The sequence below is a fragment of the Flavobacterium hibernum genome (assembly GCF_000832125.1).
GTDB lineage: Bacteria > Bacteroidota > Bacteroidia > Flavobacteriales > Flavobacteriaceae > Flavobacterium > Flavobacterium hibernum.
This window is the reverse complement of record NZ_JPRK01000008.1, coordinates 172623-184981: the sequence shown is the minus strand read 5'-3', so window position 1 is coordinate 184981 and position 12359 is coordinate 172623. Positions and strand designations below refer to the sequence as shown.

Annotated in this window: 12 protein-coding genes and 1 tRNA gene; 9 read left to right on the top strand and 4 right to left on the bottom strand. The window is 31.3% G+C overall.

The window, feature by feature from the left end; all coding sequences use genetic code 11:
- The first annotated feature begins 19 nt into the window (after positions 1–19).
- The 4 genes from IW18_RS09935 (at position 20) to IW18_RS09920 (ending at position 2687) form a co-directional block, all read left to right on the top strand.
- Complete coding sequence (locus IW18_RS09935; protein WP_084607943.1) at positions 20–448, top strand: hypothetical protein; 429 nt, start codon at positions 20–22, stop codon at positions 446–448.
- A 179-nt stretch (positions 449–627) separates the two neighbouring features.
- Complete coding sequence (locus tag IW18_RS23105; protein WP_123902515.1) at positions 628–1239, top strand: hypothetical protein; 612 nt, start codon at positions 628–630, stop codon at positions 1237–1239.
- Between the two features lie 366 nt (positions 1240–1605).
- Positions 1606–1875, top strand: a complete 270-nt coding sequence (locus IW18_RS09925; protein WP_123902513.1) for a hypothetical protein — start codon at positions 1606–1608, stop codon at positions 1873–1875.
- Between the two features lie 2 nt (positions 1876–1877).
- Positions 1878–2687 carry a hypothetical protein gene (locus tag IW18_RS09920; protein WP_041517430.1) on the top strand — a complete coding sequence of 270 codons (810 nt, stop codon included), beginning with the start codon at positions 1878–1880 and terminating at the stop codon, positions 2685–2687.
- Between the two features lie 142 nt (positions 2688–2829).
- Here the strand turns inward: IW18_RS09920 and IW18_RS09915 are convergent, their stop codons facing one another.
- Together IW18_RS09915 and IW18_RS09910 are read right to left on the bottom strand one after the other, a co-directional pair.
- A complete protein-coding gene (locus IW18_RS09915) occupies positions 2830–3366 on the bottom strand; it encodes a DUF3575 domain-containing protein (RefSeq protein ID WP_041517429.1) in 537 nt (178 codons plus the stop codon).
- An 88-nt stretch (positions 3367–3454) separates the two neighbouring features.
- Positions 3455–4591 (bottom strand): helix-turn-helix domain-containing protein, encoded by a 1137-nt coding sequence (locus IW18_RS09910; protein ID WP_041517428.1) that lies wholly within the window; start codon positions 4589–4591, stop codon positions 3455–3457.
- 377 nt (positions 4592–4968) lie between these two features.
- On the opposite strand from IW18_RS09910, the gene IW18_RS09905 reads away from it, so the two are divergent.
- Entirely contained in the window at positions 4969–5784 is an 816-nt protein-coding gene (locus IW18_RS09905) for a DUF5694 domain-containing protein (RefSeq protein WP_041517427.1), read from the top strand.
- Between the two features lie 143 nt (positions 5785–5927).
- On the opposite strand, the gene IW18_RS09900 is transcribed toward IW18_RS09905, so the two are convergent.
- Entirely contained in the window at positions 5928–6623 is a 696-nt protein-coding gene (locus IW18_RS09900; RefSeq protein WP_041517426.1) for a pseudouridine synthase, read from the bottom strand.
- A 303-nt stretch (positions 6624–6926) separates the two neighbouring features.
- Between IW18_RS09900 and IW18_RS09895 the strand changes: the two genes are divergently transcribed.
- Together IW18_RS09895 and IW18_RS09890 are read left to right on the top strand one after the other, a co-directional pair.
- Positions 6927–8939 (top strand): M13 family metallopeptidase, encoded by a 2013-nt coding sequence (locus IW18_RS09895; protein ID WP_041517425.1) that lies wholly within the window; start codon positions 6927–6929, stop codon positions 8937–8939.
- Between the two features lie 56 nt (positions 8940–8995).
- Positions 8996–9547 (top strand): GNAT family N-acetyltransferase, encoded by a 552-nt coding sequence (locus tag IW18_RS09890; protein WP_041517424.1) that lies wholly within the window; start codon positions 8996–8998, stop codon positions 9545–9547.
- 51 nt (positions 9548–9598) lie between these two features.
- Here IW18_RS09890 and IW18_RS09885 read toward each other — a convergent pair.
- Positions 9599–9671: transfer RNA gene (locus IW18_RS09885), tRNA-Met, on the bottom strand.
- A 116-nt stretch (positions 9672–9787) separates the two neighbouring features.
- Here IW18_RS09885 and era point away from each other — a divergent pair.
- Together era and der are read left to right on the top strand one after the other, a co-directional pair.
- Entirely contained in the window at positions 9788–10669 is an 882-nt protein-coding gene (gene era / locus IW18_RS09880) for a GTPase Era (RefSeq protein ID WP_041517423.1), read from the top strand.
- Between the two features lie 260 nt (positions 10670–10929).
- Positions 10930–12240: a ribosome biogenesis GTPase Der gene (gene der, locus IW18_RS09875; protein WP_041517422.1), complete on the top strand. Its 1311-nt coding sequence runs from the start codon at positions 10930–10932 to the stop codon at positions 12238–12240.
- Positions 12241–12359 lie beyond the last annotated feature (119 nt).

The window sequence follows — 12359 nt, the reverse complement described above, 5'->3', positions numbered from 1 at the left end:
CATAAGACAACTGGGAAAAATGAAAAATATATTAAAAACATTCGCAATTCTATTTTTACTAGTAAACACTAGTTGCAAAGCACAACAAATGGTTCAAACAACAAAAGATGTTTATAAGCTAAAAGAACTACAAAAACAGTTTTTTAATAAGCCGTTAGAAAATGTTTTAAAAGAAATAAAGCCTGAGATAAAAATGGGTTATGGAAATAATGATGAAGGTCATTCCTATTTTACTTTTAAATTTATAACGCCAGAGCAAGTAAAAAGAAATGAAGGAGATGAAGATGATCGCGTGTCATTATATGTGTATGTAAAAGAAGCTCCTATTGACTGGAATTTTGAAAAAAGACCGAAAGGGAAAGAATTATTATTGACAAAAGAAGATATTCAAAAATATGGTAATCTTACCGTAATCCGAATTAAAGTAATTCAACCAATAAAGGAGTAGTAAAATTAAAATTAAGATGTTTCTCTCTCGCAATAGTTTCTTATGAAAAACTGCGTAAATGTCTCCGCTTTTGCGCAATTTTTTTAAACTAAATATAATGATGAAAGTAGAAACTCAACCATTAATTAATAATTAAACTGCTATAGGAAAACCATGCATCATTAACTAATCTTGACACTATGAACAAACGCATCATTCTCGTATTAATTTTAATTTTGTCAATTTGTAGTTGTTCTTCTATTAAAGAAAACTTACAATCTCCTGTAAGCACATACCTTAGTTCTAAACTTAGCAATAATGACACTATCATTATTATTACAAATAAGATAAACAATAATTATGCGATAGATCTTTTTAAAACAAGATCTATTACTCCCGCAAACATCAACACTCTCGAAAATAGCGTCATATTAAAAGATCCAACATTTCATGAAAAGTATTGGGACATCATGAATAAAAAATATCGCAATGATAAAACAAACGAAATTTGGTTACAAAGCGTTTTTTGGGACCAAAATAATTTCAAAAACATCAAAATAAAATTCATAGAAGAAGATGCTTTTCCTAAACCTTCAACATATAATGAATACATGACCGAAAAAAAAGCTGAAGTTACTGTCTTTGCATTTTCTGATCCAATTTTTTATAAAAACAACAAATATGCAATATTTGCAAAATCTGAAACTACAACTAAAAAACAATTTATTATACCAAATTCAATAATTATAATGAAAATGAAAAACGGGAAATGGAAATTCTTAAAAGAAATAAATGACGGAAATTATTATTGAAAATAAATTACCTTTTTGCTTTGTTAGGATTTCCTTGTAAAAAGCTAAACTGATGTCTCCGCTTTTACACAATTTTTTGTGTTGTTAAAAAATACAAGTTTTACGAATTTTTACAACTACTTGCTAGGATTGTCAAATCTGTCAGAAATAAGAAAATTATAGCTCATGCAAGTAAATCGAAATACTTGAGTAATGCAGTTCTTGTTCTAATTAATAATATTATTATATAACTTTGATTATGAAAAGGTTTGTTTTTTTATTTTGTTTTATTTTATCTTTTTGTTCAATACGACTTTAAAAGCTCAAGAAAAAAAAGATACTTTATTTTTTAAATATGACAATAAGTATATAAAGACGTTTGCAGAAATGCCAAACCATTTTTACTTAGAGGATAGTAGTGGTGGCAGTCATGGAACATTTTTCTTCGGAAAAGGAGATGTTAAAAGCAATCTAAACCCTAAAAGTATTTTGTCACTCAAAAAGTATGTGCGCTCTTCGGTTTTTTATGATAAAACGAAAAAATTGAACGATGAAAAAATTGCCGATTTTTTTAGTAATTATTTTGTGTTTTTCGTTAAAACTATCGATAAAAAAGTGGAATATATTCAAGTAAAATCAAGTTTTGAAATCGAATAAGAATGTTAAATAAGAAGAACATCTCACTTTTTTTACTAATATTATTTTCTATTGGGGAACTAAAAGCACAAGAGAGATCAAAAGATACTTTGTTTTTTAGTATTGATAAATATTATACTTTATCTCCAACAATAACTGCAAATCTCTCAAAACAAACTTATCCAGAAAGGCTAGAGTTTGAAAAAGAGCAAATGAAGCAAACTAAAACAAATGGTTATATTTTTTTTGTTGGTGATGGTTATTTGGTAAAAGGCTTGAAGCCAAAAAAAATCTTGTCGATCAAAGATTACATAGAAAACAGGAAATTCTATTTTGATGGTAAATACAATAAAATCATAGATAAAGAAAAACTAAAAGACTCGTTGACCAACAAGTATACTATTTTTTTTGTGAATGGTGATGAATTTATACAGCCTAGATTTTTAGAATATTCATCATATTATCCTATACGCGATGGCGAGAATATCATTACCAATAAAATAAAAGACACGCTTTTTTTTAAATTGGATAATAATTATATTTTTAAACCTTCATCTAAATCAACATCTTTTTTGCTTAAAGATAGTCATGATGTTACTTTCGGTGGTTTTTATTTCGAAACAGTTCAAGCGCTCAATAATTTTAGTCCTAAAGAAATTTTAAGTCTCGAGAAATATGTAAGATCTTCGAAGTCATATGATGATAATAGAAAAGAAAAATTAAATGATTACAAGCTTTGGGAACATTTTAATAACTATGTTGTAGTTCTGGTTGAAGAAGCTTTTGGAAAAAAGAAATACATAGAGGTAGCGTCAATGTATGCAATTGAATAATAAACAAAGCTCCAGATTTTACTGGAGCTTTGTTGTAGTGGCAGGAAACAATTAAATATCTAACCAGTTTATCATAGATTTTTATAAAGCTCCAACAAGAACTTGACTTCATTTTTTTGATTGAATCGGTAATATCTATTTATTAAAATCTATATCCAGCACTCAGTCCAAATTTTGCAACAATAGTATGGTCTGTTTTTTTTGCATTGATTAATATACCGCCATAACCAACATTTGCTTCAAAAAGAAATCCGCTTTTACTGACCCATTTCCAGCCTCCGCCGGCACCGAGAGCAAAATTAATAACGTCGGGATTCTCGGTATATATTGAATGATCTTCTGATGTGTATATTTTTTTGCCATCTGTTGAAGCTAGCATTCCAAATCCTTCAACAAACCATCCTGATGCATATTTTTTACCAAAATATCTTCTGTAATACGGAGATATTGAATAATTTAAATCTTTTTCATTTTTTGTATTATCAAATACATAATAAAAAGAAAGCCCTAATGAGGAATTATGATTTAAATGTCTTTCGTAACTAAGCTGAAAAGATTGCCATAAAGGTGCAAGTGCATTTAATTTAATTTCATTGTTTTTCTGATAAGGATCAGTTTCATTTTGAGCATTGACAGAATAAAAAGTAGACAAAATGATAAGGAATAAAATTTTTTTCATAAAAAGTGATTTGAATTATTTTGCTCCAAAATTCACTTAAGAAAAAATAGAAAAGGTTTCAAAAGCTCAAAAATGTATAAAATGGTACCTATTTACTGGTATTTTTATATTCATTTGGTGTTTGACCGGTAATTTTTTTAAAAGCTTTATAAAAAGTTGTTTTTGAAGTAAACCCAGATTCCAATCCCATTGCCAGCAAATTATAGTTTTCGTATTCAGAATTTGAAATCATTTCCTTTACAGCTTCAACCCGATATTGATTTATGTAATTGGCAAAGTTGTCTCCCGTTATCGTGTTTACAATTAGCGAAACATATCCCGCGCTTATGTCTAATTTTTCAGCGACTTTTTCTCGGTTTAATGTACTGTCAGTATAAATGTGCTGTTCTTTAAAAAGAAGTTCCAGTTTTTGAAAATAAGGATTATCTGCTGTGATAGATTCTCTATATTCTTCGACTCTTACATCTTTTAACATTTGAGTATTACTATATGAAATAGTTAACTCCTGGTTTAGAAAATTATAGACAGCCTCTTTGTTTTTGGCAAGTTTGTATTTGTAGATACCCATATAAGACGTCCAGTGAATTATGAATGTTGCAGCTAAAGCCAAAATGCTCATAGTGGCAGAAAGGTCAAATTGAATAAATAAGCTGGTTAGGTAGATAATAAGAAAAGCAAATATCGATGAAGAAATGATTGTTAGTAAGGTAATGATCCATTTTTTTTCCTGTGGATCTTTTAAATGTCTTATCATAAAATAAGAATAACAAAGAAGAAATGGAATAAATGTAACTGCTAGGATAAGATGAATTACACCAAGTATTTTGAATATATATATGCTTGACTCAGGAATAGTATATATTCCTGCAACAAGATCAAGATCACGGGCAATATTAAGGATGGCAGAAAAAGCAAATGGAGTGAAATACAAATAGAATTTTTGCTTGCTTTTTGCAATTTTATCAATCCGGTTTACAATAAATAGGAATAGAAATGGAGGTAATAGAAATATCCACTCGATGTTATCAATAAAGCGTAGAAAAGGATGGGCGGTAAACACATCTTCAATCTCAAAAACATGATTTAGTAAAATAATTGAAAGCGTAAATAGTAAGTACGCCAGATATTTATTTGAATTACTATTGAATACAGAAGACTTTAAAATAATTAAGCCTAAGACTATTCCCTGAAATACAGCAATATTTAAAAGTGTGGTATAAATCAATTTTTAAATTTAAAAGTTGTTTTTAAGATTTGCTTTGTGATATTATGCTAATTAGTAGTTTTAAAACATAGCTTTTTCATACGAATTGACAGAACGAATTTATATTAATACAAATGACTTTCTTACGGGATTAAGAAATGATTAACTAAAAGAATGAAGAATTATAAAATGGCAGCTTAATTTTTTCTCTTCTTTTTATTTACAAATCCACCTTCATTTTATGTGTCAAAAACATTTAGTAAATAAAAAGTCCTTACGATGATTTACAATAGAAAAATTATATATTTGAAAACAAATAAGTGTAATACTTATCACACATACAAATAAGTTGCTGGCAATTTTGAGGAACGACAATAATAAAAAATAAACTAAAAAAAATGAATTTCATTAAAACAATTTCTACATTTTTAATTGCGCTTTTAATTGTAACAACAACTTTTGGACAAGAATCTAAACAAAAAACTAAAATCTTATTAATTGGGACAATTCACTTCGAAACGCCTCATACAGATAGTTTTGAACTAAAAGTAGACGATTTTTTAAGTGCTAAACGACAAAATGAATTAGAAGATTTAACGAATGTTTTATCTCAAACAAAAGCGACTAAAGTGATGATTGAAAAGCCATTCGAAAATCAACGTTCTACCGATAGTTTGTATAATTTATATTTAACAGGTCATTATAAACTTACAGTTTCAGAGAGAGAACAAATTGGCTTTAGGTTAGGTAAAAAATTAAAACTAAATCAAATAAACTGTGTAGACAAATTCTATGGAATGAGCGATAGTTTAGTGGGAGCAACCGCAAAAGAAAACAATCAACTTTATTTACTAAAAGATTTAGGGACTCATGCAAAAGCAATGATAAGTGATTTTGATAATCAATTGAAGAAAGGTACAATAACCGAAGTTTTAAAGTACATAAATAAACCTGACCAACTAAAAAGAAATTTATCGATTTATTTAAAATTTATGGCAAAGATTGGAGCAGGTAAAAATTATGCCGGAGCAGAATCTGTATCAGATTGGTATTTAAGAAATCTTGCTATTTATGCTAATATCACGACACAAGTAAATGCAAATGACAAATACGTTATATTAATATTTGGACAAGGACATATTCCTATATTAAAACACCTATTACAAAATAATGACGACTTTGAAGTTGTTGAATTAAATACCGTACTTAAATAAACTGCCACCAATAGCTAGAATTTAAATTAGGAAACTAAAATAGGCAAGTCGAAATAATAAAACACCATCTTTTTTAAGTGGTGTTTTTTGTTTTAGTAGCAGGAAGTGCCGAAATATCCAGTCCGTTTTTGAGGATTATTATTCTAATTATATTTACTCAAATCTAGGTTAAGAATATTTCCTACTCGGCTAAATTCTTCATTAATCTTTGCATTCAGGATAAGTTGTTTATTGCTTATTGGATGATTAAAAATTAATTGATGTGCATGAAGCATCATTCCTTTTAAGTCATAATTCTCCAACCATAATTTATTTTGTTTGTTGCAACCATGAGGACGGCTTCCTAAAATGGGATGAAAAATATGTTTGAAATGTTTTCTTAATTGATGCATACGGCCAGTTTCGGGAATCGCTTCGACCAAACAATATCGTGACGTTGGTTTATTGTTAAATTCTAACTCAATTTCGGTGTTTTGCAAACGATGAAAGTATGTTATTGCATTTTGTTTAATGTCGTCATCATTGATTAAATCATAATCAATTGTAAGTTCTTCGGGAGACCAACCACGTAAAATTGCTAAATATTTTTTTTCGACTTCGCGTGTGGCAAAGCGATCATTCATAATTTTCAAGACATCTTTATCCAATGCAAATAACAAAACGCCAGATGTTTTACGGTCTAACCGATGAATAGGATAAACATGCTGTCCTATTTGATTTCTCAATTCCTGAATGGCATAAACTTTTGCATCGCGTGCATAAAAGGATTTATGAACCAATAATCCGCTTGGTTTATTAATGGCTATAATATATTCGTCTTGATAAAGAATTTCTAACATTTGGCAAAAGTAGAAGAGATTTCGATGAAAATCGCTTTTATAGCTTATTTATTTCAATGCTCTTCTTAGTAGCTGGAGCGAGCACCTCACTGGTGAACACAACGGGATGCTAACAAAGAAAAGAGTTCCGGATTTCTCTGAAGTTTTTTACTTCGTAAAAGGGAAGCATTCTAACAAAAACTTTAGTATTAAAAACTGAATTCGTATATTGTTCTGGTAAAACTAACTATACCAAGTATATACAATTTAAAATGTTTGCCTTAAAATATTTTTTGGTTCATTTTAATAGAAATAATCTAGATTATGAAAAATTCATTAATACTCTTCATTGCATTCTTATCTCTTACATCGTGCTCAAAACATCAAGAAAAGAAAAATATCACAATCACAGGCATAGATTCCACATTGCGACCTGGTGATGATTTTTTTAGATATGTAAATGGCAAATGGTACGATTCTGTACAAATACCGGCATCTCAAGCGGGAGTAGGTGTTTATATGTTTATGAATTACCCACAACGAATGCGCCTACAAGGAATATTAGATAGCATTTCGCAAAGCAAGAATCAGGCAGGAACAATAGCGCAAAAGGTAGGAGACTTTTATGCATCAGGTATGGATACTGTAACGATTGACAAACGCGGTTATACACCTATCAAACCATTACTTGCCAAAATTGAAGCAATTAACGATTTGCCATCCTTAATGAACTTTGTGGCAAATGAGGTAAAAGTAAATAATTCTTCGATTATAGGTTTTGGAGTCTCGCCCGATGAAAAAAACAGTAGTATGAACATTGCCCAAATTTATCAAACGGGTATTGGTTTGCCAGATAGAGATTATTATTTTAAATCAGATTCATCAACTGTTGCCATACAGAAATCGTACAAAAAATACCTTGCTACATTATTTCAGCAAATAGGCAGCAACGCCAAAGAGGCTGAAAAGAATGCCAATTTGGTTTACGATATTGATAAACAACTTGCTGTTTCGCATAAAACAAAAGTTGAACTTCGAGATGTGCAGGCAAATTACAATAAAATGGCTCTGGCGGCTCTTGCAAAACGAAATCCCAATATAGACTGGGCTACTTTTTTGAATAATTTAGGTGCTAAAACCGATTCGATTAATGTAGGTCAACCAGCTTATTATGATGCTCTTAATAAACTTTTAAAAACCATTCCTATTAATAATTGGAAAATTTATTTGAAAGCAAATTCTCTGGAAAGATATGCCGATGATTTAAGTAAACCTTTTGTCGATGCTTCATTTGAGTATACCAAAGTGCTTTCTGGTCAGGCTGTTCAAAAATCACGTGGCGAAAAAATGGCAAATACCGTTGATACTTATTTAGGCGAAGCGTTGGGCGAATTGTATGTAAAGAAATATTTTTCGGAAGATGCTAAAAAACGCATGTTAATACTTGTGAATAATCTGCAAAAAGCCTATGCTAAAAGAATTGACAAATTAGAATGGATGAGTCCGGTTACAAAACAAAAAGCTAAAGAAAAATTGGCAGCCATTACTAAGAAAATTGGATATCCCGATAAATGGAGAGATTATAGCAATGTACACGTAGCTAGAAACACCTATTTTGAAAATATGGTTTCGGCTGCTACAGCGGCATATCAATTTCAATTGGCAAAAGTGGGCAAACCGGTCGATAAATCAGAATGGTTTACGACACCTCCAACAGTTACGGCATATAATAATCCTACTGCAAATGAAATTGTTTTTCCAGCAGGTATTTTGCAACCTCCATATTTTGATAATAATGCCGATGATGCCCTTAATTATGGAGGTATCGGAATGGTTATAGGACATGAAATAACCCATACTTTTGATGATCAAGGTGCTCAATACGACAAGAATGGCAACTTAAAAAACTGGTGGACAAAAGAGGATTATGCACAGTTTAAGTCAAGAATACAACAAGTTATCAATTTGTACAATACATATACCGTTTTAGGCGATTTACACATTAATGGCGCAATGACAGTTGGCGAAAATACGGCAGACATTGCTGGATTAGCAGTTGCCTACGATGCTTTTAAAATGACCGAACAAGGAAAAGGGAATACCAAAATTGACGGTTATACCCCAGATCAACGCTTCTTTATTTCTTTGGCCAAAATATGGAGAGTAAAAATGAAAGACGAATTTCTGCGTTTGTGGATTAACAACAATCCGCATTCTCCACCAAACTGGCGTGTTAATGGTCCTTTAATGAATACAACACCTTTTTATGAAGCATTTAATCTAAAACCTGGAGATAAAATGTTTTTGCCAGAGAAAGACAGAATAACGATTTGGTAATTTCCCTTTGTGAAGTGTGATGACGAAAACGGATAATCTGACACGAAAAAAAAATCATGAAGAAAGAATTTCCAACTATAAAAACCGAAAGACTTTTACTGCGACAATTTGCAGATAATGATCTTGAAAATGTTTTCGAAGGACTTTCGCATCCAGAAGTTATCAAATATTATGGAGTGAGTTTTCAAACATTAGAAGCAACTAAAGAACAAATGCTTTTTTTTGCTGATCTTGAAAAAAACGATACTGGAATTTGGTTTGCTATTTGCTCGGCCGATAACAAAACATTTTACGGAGCGGGCGGATTAAGTAATTTAAGTAAAGAACATAAAAAAGCAGAAATCGGTTTTTGGTTAATACCAAATTTTTGGGGACATGGAATTATTAAAGAAGCAATACCTTTAATTTGTAATTATGGGTTTTACAATTTAGGACTTCACAGAATTGAAGGATTTGTTGAGTCTGAAAATAAAAATTGTAAAAGCGTAATGGCTAAACTTGACTTTCAATACGAAGGAACTATGAAAGACTGTGAAATTAAAAATGGCAAGTTTATAAGTCTTGACATTTATGCTAAAGTAAAAGATAATTTAATAAAGCTAGAGTAAGCAATCCAGTAAAAAAAAAGCCTCAGATTTCTCTGAAGCTTTTTCTCTTAGTAGCGGGAACAGGACTCGAACCTGTGACCTTCGGGTTATGAGCCCGACGAGCTGCCTACTGCTCTATCCCGCGATGTTTCGGGTGCAAAGATACGCCGATTTTCTAGAAATCCAACGAAAACTTAAAAAAATGTTTTATTTTCTGTATTGAGTTGATATGACTACCTTTGCAAAATAAATAATATGCAAATGTCACATAAAGCAGGTTTTGTAAACATCATCGGGAATCCAAACGTTGGAAAATCAACATTGATGAACGCCTTTGTTGGAGAAAGGTTATCGATTATTACATCAAAAGCACAAACAACGCGTCACCGTATTCTTGGAATCGTGAATGGCGAAGATTTTCAACTTATATTATCGGATACTCCAGGAATCATCAAACCCGCTTATGAAATGCAGGAATCGATGATGAACTTTGTAAAATCGGCTTTTGAAGATGCTGATATACTAGTTTACATGGTCGAGATAGGAGAGCAGGACTTAAAAGACGAAGCTTTCTTTAATAAAATCATTCACGCTAAAATTCCGGTTTTGTTATTGTTGAATAAAATTGACAATTCAAACCAAGAACAATTAGAAGAGCAAGTAGCATTTTGGACTGCTAAAGTACCAAATGCTGAAATTTTCCCAATTTCGGCTTTGCAAAACTTTAATGTACCGGAAGTTTTTGGAAGAATCATCGAATTGCTGCCAGAATCTCCTGCATATTATCCAAAAGATCAATTAACAGACAAACCAGAACGTTTTTTTGTAAACGAAACTATTCGTGAGAAAATCTTGTTGAATTACAGCAAAGAGATTCCATATGCGGTTGAAATCGTAACAGAAGAATTTTTTGAAGACGAGAATATTATCAGAATCCGTTCGATTATTATGGTAGAACGCGAAACTCAAAAAGGAATCATTATTGGACATAAAGGTGCTGCTTTGAAAAAAGTGGGTACAGAAGCTCGCGCCGATCTAGAGAAATTCTTCGGAAAACAAATTCATATTGAACTTGTTGTTAAGGTGAATAAAAACTGGAGAAGCAACGCTAATATGTTGAAACGATTTGGATATAACCAATAAAAAGTTTTCAGTCTCAGTAAACAGTCTCTGTCTGAAAACTAAAATAAAACGGGAAATAGTTCTTAGAAAAAAGGAGTCAATTTTGAGTTTAGAGTTACATTTTTATCAGTTTTTTTACTGAATACTTAAAACTGTGACTGCAAACTAAAAAAGACTACCTTTGCAAAAAATTAAAATAAAGCATTTTGGATTACAAGAGATTAGCTTTTTAGGAAACTAAAAAACTAAAAACTATAATCTGAAATCAAAAATTCAAAAAAATGAATAACATTGTTGCGATAGTAGGAAGACCTAATGTAGGGAAATCAACCCTTTTTAATAGGCTGATACAAAGAAGAGAAGCTATTGTAGATTCAGTATCTGGGGTTACCCGTGATAGAAACTATGGTAAAAGCGAGTGGAACGGAAAAGAGTTTTCTGTAATTGATACCGGCGGATACGTTCGCGGATCTGATGACGTATTTGAAGGTGAAATCCGTAAACAAGTGGAGCTTGCTATCGACGAAGCAGATGTTATTATTTTTGTTGTTGATGTAGAAGAAGGTATTACACCGATGGATGATGTTGTTGCACGTTTATTGCGTAAAGTAACAAAACCAGTTTTATTGGCTGTAAATAAAGTAGATAACGCAATGCGTGAAAAAGATGCGCTTGAGTTTTATAATCTTGGTTTAGGAGATTATTTTACGTTTGCAAGTATCTCAGGAAGTGGAACAGGAGATTTGTTAGATGCTTTAATTGAATCTTTTCCAGAGAAACCAGAGCCAGTACAGGAAGAAGTGGTTTTGCCTCGTTTTGCTGTTGTAGGTCGTCCAAATGCAGGAAAATCAAGTTTTATCAATGCATTAATTGGTAAAGAACGTTTCATGGTAACTGATATTGCAGGAACAACTCGTGATGCAATTGATACAAAATTTGACCGTTTTGGTTTCGAATTTAACTTGGTTGATACAGCGGGAATCCGTCGTAAAGCAAAAGTTAAAGAAGATTTAGAGTTTTACTCTGTAATGCGTTCTGTACGTGCAATTGAGCACGCAGATATTTGTATCTTGGTTATCGACGCAACTCGTGGATTTGAAGGTCAGGATCAAAGTATTTTTTGGTTGGCCGAGAAAAACCGTAAAGGTGTTGTAATCTTAGTAAACAAATGGGATTTGGTTGAAAAAGATACCATGTCGACTCGTGATTACGAAGAGAAAATCAAAAAAGAATTAATGCCTTTTACAGATGTGCCAATTTTGTTCGTTTCGGCTTTAACGAAACAACGTTTATTGAAAGCATTAGAAGCTACAGTTCAGGTTTTCGAAAACAGAAAACAAAGAATTGCAACTTCAAAATTCAACGAATATATGTTGAAGGTAATCGAAGCTTATCCACCGCCAGCAACAAAAGGTAAATATGTAAAAATTAAATATTGTATGCAGTTACCAACATTAACGCCTCAGTTTGTGTTTTTTGCTAACATGCCACAATATGTTAAAGAACCATATAAAAGATATCTTGAAAATAAAATTAGAGAAAATTGGGACTTTGCAGGAGTGCCAATTGATATTTATATCAGAGAAAAATAAAAGTAAAAGTCCTCAGAAATGGGGACTTTTTTTATGCCTTTTATTAATCAGAAATGTTTTTGGTGAGTTTAGTGGCACACTGTTTGAGTAAATGTTAAACTTACAATTAAACCATTTGA